Consider the following 16,320-nt stretch of genomic DNA (forward strand, 5'->3'; position numbering starts at 1 on the left):
TGGCGTACAAACGTAATTTAGGCAAAGAGCGAGTTATTGTGCTTTGGTCTTACTGTTGCCTAGAGAAATATGACGAGAACCCGTTAGTTGGGATTGGCCGCTCACTCCTGAGTCGATTTTATCTATCTGCCCGCCTTTCGCAAGAAACTCTTGCATCTGCTTTTCGATGGATTCTGACGTTTCTGAAGCCGCTGGCTGTTTCTTCTTAGTGGCCATGATAAATAGTCCTTGTTTTTAATTTGAGCAAAGACTATACCAGATTTTCATGATTTTTGCTTGTTATTGCCAGATAAGATAAAAACAATGCCTGTTTTCAGTTGCGAAAACAGGCATTTTGGTGTTCACAATCAGGTTTGAGGGTGATACCGGCGGATCAATGGGTTCAATAGTCGAGTTAACCAACCAGTAAACTCAATAGGGGCATCCAGCACAGTAAGACAAATGCACTCAGCGTCTTTTGTCACCATAGGCTTATGCTTATGGCTGGCGTCGCGGCTGATAAAATCCCCTTGGCGATAGACACCACTTTCGTCTGAAAATGCACCTTCCAACACAAGTGTAATTTCGTCACCCGTATGTGTGTGTGTCGGCATGTGAGCACCTGCTTTGATTCTCGTCAGCGCCACTTGAGCACCACCTTCTTGATTATACAAGGTAGCGATTTTAAACGACGGCGATAAACGCATCCAAGTTAATTCATCGTAGCCCTTGGTAATAAACTGGCGCAAACTGCTTGGCACCTTATAGTCATCCCAACTGCTGTCTGTCGTGTTAGGCGCAATAGCGTGCGCGGCGTCATTATCCAATGCTGTAGCCGACTGTTCAGAAAGATTCGCAAAGAAACTGTCTTTCAAATCGCCGAAGCATTGATTGTCAGTGTTTGTTTGCTCAAAAAACTGAGACCCAAGTAATTCCAATTTGCGTATTTGTTGTTGGCATTCGCTGCAATGCTCTAAGTGAGTGGACACACACAAAGAATGAGCGAGTGGTAAAGAACCGGCTGCGTAGTCGGTTAGAATTTCAATCGATGGATGGTAGTTAATCATCGATACTACCTCTTAACGTATATAGTGAGTTTGTGCAGAGCAAGACGAACACGAGATTTAATCGTGCCAAGTGGCAAAGACAACTCTTCCGCGGCTTCTTTGTGAGTTTTGCCTTCTAAATACACTTTTGCTAACACCTGTTTTTGATCTTGTGGCAATTTACTAAGACCGTGTTCGATGCGTTCTTTGTCGCGTTTTTGCAGCGCATCTTTGAACGGGTCAGCATTTTCGTCTACCACGTGTTGCCATAAATATTCTGGGTCGATGTCAGATTGATGACGACTGTTTTTGCGCAAATAATCAATCCGAGCGTTTCTCGCCAGCGTAAATACCCAAGTATTTAATGAGGCTGATTCTGGTTTGTAAGTATGAGCCTTATTCCAAATACGAATCATAACTTCCTGCGCAATGTCATCGGCCATTAGATTAGAGCCAGGTTGGGCAGCAAGGCAAAAAGATCGTACTTTTGGCACATAATGATCAAACAAACGACCAAGCGCTGCTTGATCTCTGTGTTCTGCAATAGCAAACATGTCTGCCACGCGTTGTTCATCAGGTTGTAATTTGGTTGCGCGTTCCATTTGTTGCTCCAGTAAAGGAAGGCTATCTTGTATAAAGATACGCTACAAAATTCATAACGGATCATTTTTTAGAAAAAGAAATGGATAAAATTCTCTCATTTTTGATGTGCCTGCTAACGTGAACATGTGGCAAATAGTGATCTGTATGCCTTTTTCAACCGTTTAATTAACAATGCAAATTAATTTAAGAAAAATACAACGATAAGGTTTAAGGTCAAACGTGCAATTTCAAGCGACAATGAAGGTAAGTGATGATTATGGCAAACGCTAAAATGGACACAAATTCCCAATTAATAGAGCGTTTTAAAGCATTTTATCAAGATGTGAAACATCCACAGCTCGACAAGCTTGATGACGTTTATGCAGAAGATGTGCTCTTTAAAGATCCTGTTCATGAAATACGTGGTTCAGAGACCTTGCATGCTTACCTTTCTGAAATGTGCGTAAATGTCCACAGTGGTCGTTTTGAATTTCTAGATCAAATTGTCTCGGACAACACAGCTTACATAAAATGGAATATGCATTTTAAGCATCCTAAATTGGGTAACAAAACCATTACCGTGCGTGGCATGAGTCAAATCCAGTTCAATGGTCGGATTTATTATCACGAGGATGTATACGACATGGGGCAGATGTTGTACGAGCATGTTCCCTTGTTGGGTGGCATGGTTAGAGCATTAAAAAAGCGTTTAGCAACGTGAATCGGGGAGTAAAGCATTGAGCCAGTCCGCTAAGCAACAAACAGTATGGATAACCGGTGCCAGTTCTGGCATCGGTTTTTCTTTGACAAAACAATATCTAGACGCTGGTTGGCGAGTGTTTGCCAGTGCCAGAAGCCAAGGTGAGCTGACGGCCTTAATTGAAACACATCACAACCTTGCTTTTGTTCCATTTGATGTGGCTCAAAGCCAGCAGGTGGAAAAAGTGCGTGAACTGTTGAGCGAATTCACTGATCATCTCGATTGCGCTGTATTAAATGCTGGAACCTGCGAATATTTGGACATGACAGAAGATCATCCTGATTGGAATATGATGGATCGTGTGATGTCGGTGAATTTCTTTGGCTTGGTTAACAGTGTTGATGTGTGTTTGCCTTTGTTGAAAAAAGCGCCCCGAGGGCATTTGGTCGGAGTGAGTTCCCAAGCAGTGCAAGCAGCGTTCCCACAAGCGGAAGCTTATGGTGCCAGTAAAGCCGCTGCGCGCTATTTTCTGTCTTCGTTACGTGTCGATTTGAAACCCTTTAATATTGACGTTACCTGTTTGTTACCGGGTTTTGTCGATACGCCACTTACCCAAAAAAATACCTTTCCGATGCCCTTTTTGATGTCGTCTGATGAAGCCGCGAAACGCATGTTTCGTGCTTTGGCATCGCGGCCTTATGAGTTCGCTTTCCCCAAACGTTTATCTACCATGCTGTGGGCAGGACGACACTTTCCTAAGTGGTGGTTAGGCATGTTGGCACCAAAGGAAAACACCAAAGATTAAGCTGACAAGCTTGATGTTGATCATTCTAAGATTGTAAAAAAACACATATAAACAATGGATCTGCGTGGCGGGTTGACAACAATAGACGTTTAAAAGGAGACAGAATAAGTGAAGATAGCCATTATAGGATCTGGGATTTCAGGGCTAACCAGTGCATATTTATTGCAACGTGAGCACGATGTCACTGTGTTTGAATCGGCGGCGCGTATCGGTGGTCATACTGCTACCATTGAGGTGCCGGAAGGCGCATCAACCCGCAATATAGACACGGGTTTTATTGTATTCAACGACTGGACTTACCCCAATTTCATCCGACTAATGGACGAGCTAGGTGTTAAATCAAGAGACACTGAAATGAGCTTCAGTGTGAGTTGTCAGCGCACAGGTTTGGAATACGGCGGCAACAATTTAAACACGCTTTTTGCACAACGTCGCAACTTATTAAACTTTTCCTTTATTGGCATGTTAAAAGACATTTTGCGTTTCAATAAAGAGGCTATCCAAGATTTAGATAGCGGGCAGCTTAAAGAAGGCGTCACGCTAGGGGAATATTTAAAAGACAAAGGCTATGGCGAGCGTTTTGCCAGCCATTATTTGATTCCTATGGGCAGTGCCATCTGGTCTTCGACCTTGAATGAAATGATGGAATTTCCGTTGGTGTTTTTTGTACGTTTCTTCAAAAACCATGGCTTATTGAGCGTAAACGATCGGCCGCAATGGCGCGTTATTGAAGGCGGTTCATCGGCTTATTTGCGGCCTTTAGTCGAACAATTCAAAGACAATATTGTCTTAAACGCACAGATTGCATCGGTAAGCCGTGCTGACAACCAGGTTACTATTATACTGGCCGACGGTAGTGAACAGGTATTTGACCAGGTGGTGTTTGCTTGTCACAGTGACGAAGCGCTGGCGCTATTAGCGGACCCAAGTGACGATGAAAATACCATTTTGTCGGCGATTCCGTATCGAAATAATGATGTAGTGTTGCACACCGATACCAGCATGCTGCCGAAGAAAAAACTGGCTTGGTCAAGTTGGAACTACCATTTAGGCGAAGATCAAACCAAGCCTGCGACACTTAGCTATAACATGAACATTTTGCAGCACTTTTCCAGTGACACAACGTATGTCGTGACGCTGAATCAAACTGACCTGATAGACGACAAAAAAATTGTCGGACGTTTCCAATACGCTCATCCTACTTTTACGTTAGAAGGCATTAAGGCGCAAGATCGCTGGCAAGACATTAATGGTGTGAAGAACACCTGGTTCTGTGGTGCTTATTGGCGCAATGGTTTTCACGAAGACGGCTGCTGGAGCGGCGTACGTGTGGCCAATGGTTTGGGTGTGGCATGGTAGCTTTTACCCCGGCACACAGTGCTATTTATCAGGGAAGTGTGCGCCATCGTCGCTTTTCACCCCGTCAACACGACTTCGAATACGCTGTTTTTATGATGTATTTTGATCTTGATGAAGTCGACGACATCATGACGATGAGCCCTTGGTGGTCCTATAAAACCTGGTCATTGGCGCGGTTTGCCCGCAAAGACTATTTTGGCGACGATGCTCTACCTATTAAAATCGCGGTATTGAATGAAGTGAATCAACGCCTTGGTCTGGCGTTAACAGGTCCGGTGCGCATGTTAACCAACTGCCGCTACTTTGGGTTCATTATTAATCCGATCACTGTGTATTACTGCTTCGATGAACAAGAGCAGCTGCAAGCAATGTTATTGGAAGTGACCAATACGCCGTGGGAAGAAAAAATCGCCTATGTGTTGTCCTGTGATCCAAGTACCCATAAGCAGCGTATGGTATTCAACAAAGAAATGCATGTGTCGCCTTTTCACCCAATGGAACACTATTACGACTGGCGCAGCAACGTACCAAGTGAAAAGTTGGCGGTTCACATGGAGAACAAAACCTTAGACAAAGAAGAGTGTGTGTTTGATGCCACCTTGTCTTTAACGCGTCAGGGGATGACTTCGTCGTCATTGGCCAAGATTTTGTTTCGTTATCCCGTTATGACGATGCAAGTGGCATGGGGCATTTATTGGCAAGCTCTCAAGCTTTGGTTGAAAAAAGTGCCGTTTCATTCGCATCCAGATTCATCAACGTCTACTACGTCAAAAAAGTAGTGAACACCACACAGACAATGTATAAGGAGACCAATAATTATGAACTCCGTGAGTATAGGCAATCAGAAAGTGACAAAGAATCGCACATCAACATGGTTTGATAAGCTCGCCCGTAAAATGGTGTTCACAATGCTTGGTCGACTTGAAGTCGGTCATCTTACTTTAGAAGAAAATGGTGAAATCTACGAATTTGGTGAGCCAAAAGACACAGCGAATTACAATGCTCACATTCATATCCACGACATCCACACTTATCGCGATATTTTTTCTAACAGCAGCATAGGCGCTGGCGAAGCTTACATGAAAGGCTGGTGGTCTTCTTCCGATGTGGTGGCGGTGATTCGTTTAATGACAGCGAATTTGAATGTGATTAACAAGATGGACGCAAAGCGTCCTATCTGGAGTCGTGTTGGCGCCAAAATCATGCACAAGCTAAACGCTAATACCAAACAGGGTTCGAAAGAAAATATTTCGGCTCACTATGATTTAGGCAACGATTTCTTCTCGCTATTTTTAGATCCCACCATGATGTATTCCGCTGCCGTGTATCCGCAGGTTGATTCTTCTTTAGAAGAGGCTTCGGTGAATAAATTGGACCGTATTTGTCAGAAATTACAGCTAAAAACCACAGATCATCTTGTTGAGATAGGTACAGGTTGGGGTGGCATGGCGATTCATGCGGCCAAGCACTACGGCTGCAAGGTCACCACGACAACCATTTCGAAAGAGCAATACGATTTTGCTAAAGCTCGCGTAGAAACTGAGGGCTTACAGGACAAAATCACCCTACTGTTAGAAGATTATCGTGACCTAAAAGGTCAATATGACAAGCTGGTATCCATTGAGATGATTGAAGCGGTTGGTCATGAATACTACGACAGTTACTTTTCTAAATGCAGCAGTTTACTCAAGCCACATGGCGTTATGGTTATTCAAGCCATTACTATTGCTGACCAACGTTATGATTACGCCCGTCGCTCAGTCGATTTTATACAGCGCTATATTTTCCCTGGCGGCTGCTTGCCATCAAACCAAGTAATAGCGCACAAGATTGCGTCTAAGACCGACATGCAAATCGTTGGTTTGGAAGACATTACCGAACATTATGCAAAAACCCTTGCTGACTGGCGTACGCGCTTTCATGCGGCGCGTCATGAAGTTGCTGAAATGGGTTTTGATGATGTGTTTTGTCGTATGTGGGACTTTTACTTGGCTTACTGCGAGGGTGGCTTTAAAGAGCGTGCTATCAGTACTAGCCAATTTGTTTTTGCCAAGCCTGAGCATCGTCTGTCTATTTAATTTCTAGAATTTTTTAATGCTGAGATAACTTGCAACCGGTTAAATCACACCGCCCTGGTTAAAGCTCACAGAAGCCACGAAGGAATCAATGACATGAAACCTGCAATCAATGCCATTTTATTCCAGCTCGTATGGTTTGTCTGTTTGCTGTTCGGCAGCGCTTGGGCACTGGCGGCTACGGCGGTGTATTTATTTTTACACCATCATTACTTTATGCGCAGTCGTCGTGAGTGGCGTTTATTGCTAACCTTTCTCTTTCTCGGCCTTGTTGTCGACGGGATCTTATTCCAAATAGGCGTGTTCTCATTTGTTGACCCCAATATTCAAACCGTTGCTTTTCCGCCTGTGTGGTTGTTATGTCTTTGGGTCTGCGTGGGATCTTTATTTGCCCACAGTCTGTCTTTCTTGCGCTCTCGATATGTATTAGCGGCTTTAATGGGCACTCTTGGACCGACCATGAGTTATTTTGCAGGGGCTAAATTAGCGGGCATCGCGTTGGCGCAGCCTATGTTTATTAGTCTACTGATCGTTGCGGTTATTTGGGCGTTTGTGTTGCCTGTTGGGGTTTGGCTGTCGGATAAATGGGCATTATTTCAAGATTAAGGACACAATGAAAATGACGCGTATAGCAGAATGTTTATTATCCCATCGTTTTGTTGGTGCAGCTTTTGGTGCGCTTTTATTCAGCTCTATAAGTTTTGCGGAAGCGCCCTCGACTACCATTATCGGTAGTGCTTACAGCCAAGAAACCGGCGAGCTTTTGTATCGCGAAACTCACACACCTTTGGCTAATAAAACTTACAAGGTTGAATATTCAGAGCCTAACGGGCAGGTATTCGCTGAGAAAACATTGGATTTTTCTGAGTCAGATATTACTCCGAGCTTTGTACAACGCAATGACCGTAACGGCGAGCGTATCGAAGTGAGCCAGCGAGTCGGCAATTTGAATGTGGTGTACCAAGAAAACAGCGCCGCCAAAGAAGAAAAGAAAGCCATTAAACGCGAACAAGGCATGGTGGTCGATGCGGGCTTTGATGCTTTCGTGAAGCAATATTGGTCACCGCTTATGTCGGGCAAATCCTTGGATGTGGAATATTTAGTGCCGAGTAAGCAAACCACCTTTGGATTCCGTTTTAGCCGCGCCACCTGTTTAGAAGGCACTCCAGCGGGCGCTCAATGCTTTTCTTTGGCGCCAATTTCTTGGTTGGTAAAAATGGCGGTAGATCCTATTGTGGTTGCTTACGACCCAGTGAATAAAGCTTTATTACGCTTTACCGGACGCGCCAATATATGCGACGTCAATGGTAAATATGAAAACGTTGATATTCAATATCGTCACCTCTGATTTGATGAATCTAGACAGCGTACTTTTTAGGAGAAATGACATGCGCTCTTTCTGGCACTCTAGCGTTACCAAAATTAGCACCCTGATATGCTTGATATTTTTGACTGCCTGCTCGACACCGGATGTGTCTATGTACGCGAAAAATGAACCAAAATTTGACTTGGAATCGTTTTTTTCAGGTCCATTATCGGCTCATGGTATTTTGAAAAACCGTAGCGGCGAAGTGATTCGATACTTTAACGCCACGTTAGAAGGCAGCTGGGAAGAGGGTGTTGGCACCTTGGCGGAAGTGTTTGTGTTTGACGATGGCGAAGTGCAAAACAGAACCTGGACCATGACGCCTAACAACAAAGGCACCTACACAGCAACGGCCAACGATGTTGTCGGTTCGGGTGAAGTGAATATCTCGGGCAATGCCTTATTCATGAACTACGTGTTACAAGTACCCTACGATGGCGATGTAATCGAAGTCAATGTGGACGACCGCATGTACATGGTGAAAGACGGCGTTGTGATGAATGAGTCTGTGATGACCAAGTTTGGCTTTGAGGTGGGTTATTTATCCATAGTGATTCAAAAAAATCCGTAAAATAAATAAGGTTTTTTCCTTCATATTTTATGCACAAATCAAACATGCTCAGATTTTCTGTGGTATATATAAAAGATCGCTTTTTAGCGGTCTTTTTTGTTTTTTGCTGTTCTGATTTCATTGTAACTTTTCAAGGAGGGGCATTTTTTTATGGTAAAAATGGTGTCATCTCGTTTGCAGGGCAGAAAGAAAACCCTGTTGCTGTGTGCTTTTTTCTCCTTGGTGAGCAGTATTATGGTATTTGCATCGAGCCTTTATTGGTATCTGTTGGATGACCTTGAGCAGCGCACAGACACAGCGCAACAGGTGTTAGACAATCAGATGCAGAATATCTTTGTGGAGTTAAAAGAGGTTGCTGATCAAGCAACTTTTTTTTGCGAAAAAGACGATGTAAAACGGTTACAGAAAACGACTTTTTATTCGCCCATTTTTAAAGAATATGGCCTATTTGATCACGATTATAAGCTCTTTTGCTCCAATATAGGGCCGATTGATATTACCCTGTACAGTACCGTGATTGAGCGCTTAAAAAGCAGTCAAGACAGGAAAACGGTTTCTTTAAGTCAATCTAACACCTTAAGCGAGTCAACCTTCTTTGCCTTTTATCAGCGTGAGGATGGACTGGGTGTAAACGGGTTAGCGCCACCGCGCAGCTTCTCTTTGTTTATCGATCAAATATTGCGACCAGATTATCATTACCTATTGACCATTGGGAAAAACACCATCGATTCCCGTCGTGATGCTCATCAGCATTCTGCCAGTCATAGCGCTGCTGTAGGCGTTTTAGCACATAGATCTGTGACCTTGGACGATTGGTCGTTAACGTTGAAAGTATTTCTGCCAACAGCCTTGTACTGGCAATATTGCTTGTTGTTGCTGCCTTTTGCCATCGTCAGTTGGTTGATACTGTTAGTGGCGTTTTACAGCGCCACTCTGTTATGGCATCACTATCAGCATTCTTTGCATCACTGTATAAAGCGTGCCATTAAGCGCAATGAAATGCAGGTGCATTACCAGCCTATTGTGTCGCTACAAAGAGACAAGCCCCATGAATTGGAAGCCTTGATCCGGTGGCATTCGGAGCGTCATGGTCAAGTCTCGCCCTTGATAATTGTTGATACCGCCAATCGATTGGGGTTAATGGAAGAGCTCACCTGGATGGTGATTCGACAAGTGGGCAATTTTTACCGGGACAACCACACTGTACTCAAAGACATTAAAACAGCGGTTAACGTGGATAGGTTTAGTTTACTAAAAGATAGTTTTACACCTATGTTAGCCGAGTTGCTTAACCAATATCCTGAACTAACCGGACGGTTGGGTTTAGAGGTGACGGAAACCAGTGCGCTGAACGATGATGAGTTGCCACTGATGGTCAGCCGATTTGAGCATCTTAAAAAAATTGGTGTAAGCCTGTCGGTGGATGATTTCGGTACAGGCTATTCTGGCTTAGATTTTTTGCGCCGATTCCCTTACGACACCTTAAAACTGGATCAGGTTTTTATCGCCAGTTTAAAAGACGATCACTTTTCGCGGCAGATCCTTACCTCGGTCACCAAGTTAGCAAAAGAGCTGGGCATGGAACTGATTGCAGAAGGGGTAGAGCGCCAGGATCAGTTAGAAGCGGTACAGATGTTGGGGGTTGATAGGGTTCAAGGCTATTTTTTCAGCCGGCCACTTCCCAAGGAACAAGTAGTTGCCTGGTTGCTAGACAACACACCGGCCAACACTCCTGTATGCCGTTAACCGACCGCCAGGCAGGATTGTATTCTGTGCGGGCTTCTCTTACTCTCTATCGCTTCATCTTTAGGCTCAAGGTTTTAGGTTATGGCAACGCTGGTTTTTCGACTGAAATACGTTCCCGAAGAAGAAGCAGACGACATTCGTCAGCTGCTATTCGATAACGATATCGCCTTTTATGAAACCAGTGCGGGGCGGTGGCAGATTTCAATGGCGGGTTTGTGGGTGAAAGACAAAGAACAAGCCACAAAGGCCATTGCACTAATTCGTGAAGACCAGCACAAACGCGCTCAAACCATGCGGCCGATTAGCTTAGGGCAATGGGTTTTAGGGTATTTGCAGCACGCAAAAGAGAATCCCGCCGAAGCGTTTTTTACGCTGATCGCCGTGATTCTTATATTAGGATTGTCGATCCTTCCTTTCACCTTATGGTTGTGAGTGTCCTATATAACGAATGGTCGCGAGTTTTCGTATCGGGTTGACTTGGGAATTCAGTTATACTTTGGGTTTGATTTTTACAATGGCATGAACGTGGTCTCAAAAAGCAAGAACATCAAGGGCAAACGCTCGAACAAGTTAGAACTGCATCCTCGTAATCCCCATCGGGCGCGCTACGATTTTGGTTTATTGGCGGATTCTTGCCCAGAACTGTCCAGCGTTATTCAGTTGAATCAACAGGGTAATGCGTCGGTGGATTTTGCTGATCCTAACGCGGTAAAAATCCTCAATCGTGCTTTATTGAATCATTTTTATGGAGTGGCATTTTGGGATATCCCAGCGGGTTATTTGTGCCCTCCTATCCCGGGCCGGGCCGATTACGTACATTATTTGGCGGATCTACTGGCTGACAGCAATCATGGAATTATCCCCCGCGGTAAGGGCGTTAAGGTGCTCGACATTGGTGTGGGGGCAAACTGTGTGTACCCGATTATCGGCCATCAAGAGTACGGTTGGCAGTTTGTCGGGTCGGATGTTAATCCTGTCGCAGTGGCGACGTGCGACGCTATAGTGGCGTCTAATCCTTGCCTGAAAGGTGCTATCAGTGCACGTTTGCAAACGCAGCCGGCCAAATTATTCGAAGGGATTTGGAAAGAGAAGGATCGTTTTGATTTAACTCTGTGCAACCCACCGTTTCACACCAGCGAATCGGCCATGTTGGGCGAATCACAGCGCAAATGGCGAGGTGTAAAAGGCAAAACAGCTACCTCTAAGCCATTATTGAATTTTGGCGGAAAAGCGGCTGAGTTATGGTGCGAAGGCGGCGAAGCGGGTTTTGTATCGAGGATGATCAAAGAGAGCGCTCATTACGGCGATCATTGCTTTTGGTTCACCTCGCTCATTGCCAGACAAAGTAATTTAGAGGCGATATACCGCGCTTTAAAAGCAGCGGGTGCTCGTCAAGTTAAAACCATTAATATGGCTCAAGGGCAAAAAATCAGCCGTTTTGTGGCGTGGAGTTTCCTTGCTGATGACCAAATGGATTACTGGAAAGACACCTATTGGGCTCATTAATGCCAGTTAGTCGATAGTCGGTTTACAGAGCAACACAGTGTAAGCATGGTATAAAAGACACTTAGGCCCTATTATTCTGGATTAGATAGCTTGCAACTTTATAACCAACGCGGCTACAGCATTGCCATTTAAGAGGTATTAGCGTGTTAAAAAGCTTTCGGGCACGACTCATTTTGTTCATTTTATTGCTGCTGGCTTTAGCTCAGTTTGGCACGGCGTTGGCAGTCTTGTCTTCGCTAAAAGAAGCGAACTATAAGCAAGGTGTTCAGTCGATAAATGTGTCCCGTAATGTATTTGATTTATTCTTAGAAAGTCGGGCTGAGCAGCTTACTAAAGGGGTGGAGATTCTGGCCTCGGACTTTGGTTTCAAGCAAGCGGTCGCGACACGAGAAACCAGCACCATCGGCTCGGTGTTGCAAAATCATGGTGCGCGTATTAGTGCTGATATTTCTTTGTTGGTATCGCCCAATGGTGCGCTTATTACTGCGACTCAAGATGTAGGCGAAAACCCTACCATTGCACAGCTGGTGATGGCGGCTCGTCGATCTGGCGGTTCTTCCATTAGCACCATGATTGCCTTTGAAGGCACGTCTTATCAATTGGTGTTGGTGCCGATTAAAGCGCCAAATGTGATTGCTTGGATCGGCATGGCATTTCAGCTTGATCAAGCATTAGCCGAACAAATAAAAGCGGTGACAGGGTTAGACATCAGTTTTGTGAACGAAAACGACCCTTTGCACCTGATGTCAGGTGGTTCTACCTTGCCACCGCAAGAAAAGGTGCAAATATTTAAGCGTATTGGCAATGTGGAAGCCATTCTCCAATATCCAGCGTTTTCAGCCGACGAAAAATACTTGTCCCTAGGAGTGGATATTGGCGTGCCCGAGCAATGGGGCATTATACATTTGCCTTATGGCCCTTGGCTGCAAAGCTACAACAATACCCGTAATCAGTTGGTGTGGATTTTTACCGGTGCACTGGCTTTGGCCCTGTTATTTGGTATTGCCTTAGCGCGCAACATGACACAGCCAATCCAAACTCTAGTGGAATACGCTCGACAAATCGGCATGGGCGGCAATAAAAGTCGCTGTGATGCACCTCATATTGAGGGAGAGTTTGGCGTCTTGTCTAACACCATGGAAACCATGCAAGAATCGATAGTGTGTCGTGAAGAATTGCTTACCCATCGAGCGTCTCATGATCAGCTAACGGGATTGTTTAATCAAAGCGCGGTGGAATCTTATCTCGCAGAGGCGTTATCTAAAACCCAAGGTGGTTTGATGTTGGTGAATTTGCGACATTTTAAGCGCACCAATAACATGCTGGGCTTTGATGTGGGTAACGTCTTATTGTCCAAAGTGGCTCTGCGACTGCAAAATTGGGGCGACGACGTGACCATGCTAGCGCGTTTAAGCGGCGATAAATTTTTATTTGTTTTCGAACGGCCAGTTCAGCAAGCCGATTGCGAAAGTTTAAAGCAATGTTTTGCGCAAGAATTTGATATCTCGGCGGATTCCAGTATTCGAATAGAGATTAGCATCGCTGTTTTGCCTTTTGAGCATGCGACACAGGATGTGAACAGTGCCATGCGCCGTCTTGAAATCGTGGCCGATAAAGCCCGTGAAGACAAAAACTTGTGCGTGTTTTACGAAGAAGGGCAAGACGAAAACCATCGTCGACAATTGACCATTATTCGTGATCTGCCCACCGCGCTTGATAACGATGAACTGTTTGTCGTGTACCAGCCAAAGGTGTGTTTGGTATCGGATAGCTGTCATGAGTCGGAAGCCTTGATTCGTTGGATTCACCCCGAGCTTGGGTTCATCCCTCCGGATGAGTTTATTGCCCTGCTAGAACACGCTGGGAGCATTCAAATACTCACCAAATGGGTTCTTAATAAAGTGTTGTCACAGCTGAGTGTATGGTGGCAACAAGGTGACGAAATGCGCGTGGCGGTGAATTTATCCGCGCATGATTTGCTCGATGACATGCTTCCCACCATGGTGGCAGAAGCCTTAGCGGCGAATCAATTACCTGCGTCGGCCTTGGCGTTAGAAGTAACAGAAAGCGCGGTAATGAAAGATCGAGAGAAAGTCATCGCCGTGCTGGATGCGTTACAAGATATGGGTGTTCATCTCGCCATTGATGATTTTGGAACCGGACAGTCTTCATTAGCGTATCTACGTGAGTTGCCAGTGAACGAGGTGAAAATCGACCGTGCGTTTATTCAATTCATCGACACGAATCAAAAAGATGAATTTATCACTACGGCGACAATCGATTTATCCCATAGTTTGGGTTTTAGTGTGACCGCAGAAGGGGCTGAAAATGCCGAGGCTGTGGCGTTATTAACACAGCGTCGCTGTGATAAAGTACAAGGTTACTTTTTTTCTAAACCTTTGGTAGCGAACGAGTTTTTTTCATGGCGCAAAGCCTTTAATTCAGATAAATAATCTCTGATTACGGTATTTTATGGCACGTAACAAAGAAGTGAATAACGTGAGGTATGTTGCACAATGCTGTTATTGATACGAGTCACATTGCTGGTGGTGTTTATTGTGGTGGGAACTCTGCTTGGTATTGTTTTTTGTTTGCTGACATTAAAGTCTAAAAACCGCGTTTATCACCTTGCCAATGTGCTTTCCAGTTCAGCCCCTCTGTTTGGTTTAAGCGTTGAGGTGCGACAGTCTGACGCGGCTAGTACTGTGCCTCAAGCCGTGTATGTGGGTAATCACCAAAACAACTACGACTTGTTTACATTGGCGGCCATGGTACCCAAAGGCGTGGTGACAGTGGGCAAAAAAAGCCTCCGATGGGTGCCTTTCTTTGGGATTCTGTACTGGGTAAGCGGCAACATTTTGATCAACCGTGATAACCGCAAACAAGCGATTGCCACCATAGATCAAGTGGTGGCGAGCATGAAAAAAACCGGCTTATCGATTCTGATGTTTCCAGAAGGCACCCGCAGTCGTGGTCGTGGCTGGTTGCCGTTTAAGCGCGGGGCGTTTTACGCGGCGATTCAAGCGGGCGTGCCGATCGTGCCGATTGTGTGCAGCGACACTCATCGTCAAGTGAAATTGAATCGTTGGAACAATGGACGAGTGATTGTCGAAACACTGGATCCAATTGAAACACAGGGTCTAAATGTCGAAGATGTTGGCGATTTACTGGCCTTATGTGAAAGCCGCATGCATGAGACTAAACTGCGTTTAGACGCTGAGCTAGCTCGTTAGATCTGTCTAAATCTGAGCCTCTAAAATAGCCTGTATGGCCCGCTTAGTTGGGTGATGCTCGGGTAAGCTAGCCGATGCCCATTCTGGGTGTTGCTGAGCTTGTTTCCAATGCGGTTTTAACGGCGTAATCAAGGCTTCGTTGGTTGATTTATCGGCTATCTGATAAGCTTCTTGGGAGGCGTGACCGCGCTGATGAAGGTGTTGAACCAGGCTCAATCCTCGCAAACACAATAAGGTCAGCGTTGCTTGCTCAAGACACAAATAATGGTGCTTGGTGAGTTTGCTTTTTAAGGTGTCTTTGTAGCGCAGCCCTGTTTTCCACGTGGCACCGAGCACCGCGCCAATGGTTGTGGCAGTGCCTAGGGTTAATCCTGCCGACATCACATCGATACCCGCACCAATAGCCGCGCCTTTTAAGGCACTGGTGCCCGTTTCTATGCCCCATTCTTTGAGTGTGTCGGCGTCAAAAATGTCCTGTTGCCAGCGCGCATTTTGAATGGACAGAGGCGAATTGATCACGTCCCCCTGTTGAAACTCGTACAACCTCAATAAGTTAGTGATGTATTGACCTTCCAAATCCCGAACCTTGTCTTCAAACAGCAAAGATTCTGTATCGCTAGGCGGATAATGGCGGCATTCTGTGCGAGTGCTGGCGGCTTTGATGAGTAAGTCGGCCAGTTGTTGATTGGCCAAGGTTCGGCGCAACGTGGCGGCTTCTTCCCGAGATTGAATAAGCTGTGTTAAGGTATCGTATTGGTCGGGCATCAGGCTTTGAATGCTCTGATACAGGCGTTTTTCATCTTCAAAATAAAACGCCACGGTATCGTATTTGATTAAGGCATGCAGGTGACGTTCGGCCAATACCTGACGCCAAGCTTCCCAATGTGCGCTGGTGGTGGCGCTGAAATTCAGTACTGGAATAATCGGCTTGCTGGCGCTGGCAAGAATCGCTAATTCGTCCAAATATTTGCCCAGTGGCGCTTGGCGCACGTCAATCACATACAAAATAATGTCAGCTTGACTAAGCTGTTTGAGAATTTTTGCTTCTTGTTCGAACTCGTCTTGCGCGAAGTCGCTGTTGCAAAATGGAGCAAGCCAGTCGGCACCTTGATATCGAGCAAAATCATCGCTTTGGCGAATTTCCCACAAACCAAGGGAGTCTTCAAATCCTGGCGTGTCGGTTAAGGTAATAACAGGTTTACCATCGAGCTGAATGTTTACGCTTTCCACATGACGAGTGGTGCCGGCCCTGTTATTAACGTCGCCAAAATCGTGGCGGCGCAGCAGGGTGCGAATCAGCGACGTTTTTCCGGTGTTGGCGTGACCCACCACTAAAAGCGATATCGACACAC

Annotated in this window: 17 protein-coding genes; 13 read left to right on the forward strand and 4 right to left on the reverse strand. The window is 45.4% G+C overall.

What is annotated here, in order from left to right; genetic code table 11:
* Positions 1-33 precede the first annotated feature (33 nt).
* From J9B83_RS07910 to J9B83_RS07920, 3 genes are all read right to left on the reverse strand, one after another.
* A complete protein-coding gene (locus tag J9B83_RS07910; protein ID WP_211536213.1) occupies positions 34-216 on the reverse strand; it encodes a hypothetical protein in 183 nt (60 codons plus the stop codon).
* A gap of 131 nt (positions 217-347) precedes the next feature.
* Complete coding sequence (locus tag J9B83_RS07915) at positions 348-1,046, reverse strand: ChrR family anti-sigma-E factor (protein ID WP_211536214.1); 699 nt, start codon at positions 1,044-1,046, stop codon at positions 348-350.
* A gap of 5 nt (positions 1,047-1,051) precedes the next feature.
* Positions 1,052-1,627, reverse strand: coding sequence for a sigma-70 family RNA polymerase sigma factor (locus J9B83_RS07920; protein WP_211536215.1), 576 nt, complete (start codon positions 1,625-1,627; stop codon positions 1,052-1,054).
* 257 nt (positions 1,628-1,884) lie between these two features.
* On the opposite strand from J9B83_RS07920, the gene J9B83_RS07925 reads away from it, so the two are divergent.
* From J9B83_RS07925 to J9B83_RS07985, 13 genes are all read left to right on the forward strand, one after another.
* Entirely contained in the window at positions 1,885-2,328 is a 444-nt protein-coding gene (locus J9B83_RS07925; protein ID WP_236037192.1) for a nuclear transport factor 2 family protein, read from the forward strand.
* Between the two features lie 16 nt (positions 2,329-2,344).
* A complete protein-coding gene (locus tag J9B83_RS07930) occupies positions 2,345-3,112 on the forward strand; it encodes an SDR family NAD(P)-dependent oxidoreductase (RefSeq protein ID WP_211536217.1) in 768 nt (255 codons plus the stop codon).
* Between the two features lie 108 nt (positions 3,113-3,220).
* Positions 3,221-4,471 (forward strand): NAD(P)/FAD-dependent oxidoreductase, encoded by a 1,251-nt coding sequence (locus J9B83_RS07935; RefSeq protein ID WP_211536218.1) that lies wholly within the window; start codon positions 3,221-3,223, stop codon positions 4,469-4,471.
* On the forward strand, positions 4,465-5,250 hold the full coding sequence (locus J9B83_RS07940) for a DUF1365 domain-containing protein (RefSeq protein ID WP_211536219.1): 786 nt from the start codon (positions 4,465-4,467) through the stop codon (positions 5,248-5,250). The genes J9B83_RS07935 and J9B83_RS07940 overlap by 7 nt, the downstream gene beginning before the upstream one ends.
* 39 nt (positions 5,251-5,289) lie before the next feature.
* Positions 5,290-6,549: an SAM-dependent methyltransferase gene (locus tag J9B83_RS07945; protein ID WP_211536220.1), complete on the forward strand. Its 1,260-nt coding sequence runs from the start codon at positions 5,290-5,292 to the stop codon at positions 6,547-6,549.
* A 93-nt stretch (positions 6,550-6,642) separates the two neighbouring features.
* Positions 6,643-7,152, forward strand: coding sequence for a DUF2878 domain-containing protein (locus J9B83_RS07950; RefSeq protein WP_211536221.1), 510 nt, complete (start codon positions 6,643-6,645; stop codon positions 7,150-7,152).
* Positions 7,153-7,165: 13 nt separating this feature from the next.
* Positions 7,166-7,894 carry a hypothetical protein gene (locus tag J9B83_RS07955; protein ID WP_211536222.1) on the forward strand — a complete coding sequence of 243 codons (729 nt, stop codon included), beginning with the start codon at positions 7,166-7,168 and terminating at the stop codon, positions 7,892-7,894.
* Between the two features lie 40 nt (positions 7,895-7,934).
* Entirely contained in the window at positions 7,935-8,483 is a 549-nt protein-coding gene (locus J9B83_RS07960) for a DUF3833 domain-containing protein (protein ID WP_211536223.1), read from the forward strand.
* A gap of 150 nt (positions 8,484-8,633) precedes the next feature.
* Positions 8,634-10,229, forward strand: a complete 1,596-nt coding sequence (locus tag J9B83_RS07965; RefSeq protein ID WP_211536224.1) for an EAL domain-containing protein — start codon at positions 8,634-8,636, stop codon at positions 10,227-10,229.
* A gap of 81 nt (positions 10,230-10,310) precedes the next feature.
* Complete coding sequence (locus J9B83_RS07970; protein ID WP_211536225.1) at positions 10,311-10,661, forward strand: DUF6164 family protein; 351 nt, start codon at positions 10,311-10,313, stop codon at positions 10,659-10,661.
* A 93-nt stretch (positions 10,662-10,754) separates the two neighbouring features.
* Positions 10,755-11,735 (forward strand): 23S rRNA (adenine(1618)-N(6))-methyltransferase RlmF, encoded by a 981-nt coding sequence (rlmF, locus tag J9B83_RS07975; protein ID WP_211536282.1) that lies wholly within the window; start codon positions 10,755-10,757, stop codon positions 11,733-11,735.
* Between the two features lie 143 nt (positions 11,736-11,878).
* Positions 11,879-14,188 (forward strand): EAL domain-containing protein, encoded by a 2,310-nt coding sequence (locus tag J9B83_RS07980; RefSeq protein ID WP_211536226.1) that lies wholly within the window; start codon positions 11,879-11,881, stop codon positions 14,186-14,188.
* 63 nt (positions 14,189-14,251) lie between these two features.
* Positions 14,252-14,968: a 1-acylglycerol-3-phosphate O-acyltransferase gene (locus J9B83_RS07985; protein WP_211536227.1), complete on the forward strand. Its 717-nt coding sequence runs from the start codon at positions 14,252-14,254 to the stop codon at positions 14,966-14,968.
* 6 nt (positions 14,969-14,974) lie between these two features.
* Here J9B83_RS07985 and J9B83_RS16005 read toward each other — a convergent pair whose 3' ends face one another.
* Positions 14,975-16,318, reverse strand: a complete 1,344-nt coding sequence (locus J9B83_RS16005; protein WP_211536228.1) for a DUF3482 domain-containing protein — start codon at positions 16,316-16,318, stop codon at positions 14,975-14,977.
* Positions 16,319-16,320 lie beyond the last annotated feature (2 nt).

Origin of the sequence: Marinomonas vulgaris, from assembly GCF_018145875.1 — a bacterium.
Lineage (GTDB): Bacteria > Pseudomonadota > Gammaproteobacteria > Pseudomonadales > Marinomonadaceae > Marinomonas > Marinomonas vulgaris.

Coding starts and splice junctions, on each gene's coding strand:
- J9B83_RS07965 (WP_211536224.1), top strand. CDS start 8,634: ATGGTAAAAATGGTGTCATCTCGTTTGCAGGGCAGAAAGAAAACCCTG.
- J9B83_RS07910 (WP_211536213.1), bottom strand. CDS start 216: ATGGCCACTAAGAAGAAACAGCCAGCGGCTTCAGAAACGTCAGAATCC.
- J9B83_RS07940 (WP_211536219.1), top strand. CDS start 4,465: ATGGTAGCTTTTACCCCGGCACACAGTGCTATTTATCAGGGAAGTGTG.
- J9B83_RS07925 (WP_236037192.1), top strand. CDS start 1,885: ATGGCAAACGCTAAAATGGACACAAATTCCCAATTAATAGAGCGTTTT.
- J9B83_RS07955 (WP_211536222.1), top strand. CDS start 7,166: ATGACGCGTATAGCAGAATGTTTATTATCCCATCGTTTTGTTGGTGCA.
- J9B83_RS07970 (WP_211536225.1), top strand. CDS start 10,311: ATGGCAACGCTGGTTTTTCGACTGAAATACGTTCCCGAAGAAGAAGCA.
- J9B83_RS07920 (WP_211536215.1), bottom strand. CDS start 1,627: ATGGAACGCGCAACCAAATTACAACCTGATGAACAACGCGTGGCAGAC.
- J9B83_RS07960 (WP_211536223.1), top strand. CDS start 7,935: ATGCGCTCTTTCTGGCACTCTAGCGTTACCAAAATTAGCACCCTGATA.
- J9B83_RS07915 (WP_211536214.1), bottom strand. CDS start 1,046: ATGATTAACTACCATCCATCGATTGAAATTCTAACCGACTACGCAGCC.
- J9B83_RS07985 (WP_211536227.1), top strand. CDS start 14,252: ATGCTGTTATTGATACGAGTCACATTGCTGGTGGTGTTTATTGTGGTG.
- J9B83_RS07945 (WP_211536220.1), top strand. CDS start 5,290: ATGAACTCCGTGAGTATAGGCAATCAGAAAGTGACAAAGAATCGCACA.
- J9B83_RS07950 (WP_211536221.1), top strand. CDS start 6,643: ATGAAACCTGCAATCAATGCCATTTTATTCCAGCTCGTATGGTTTGTC.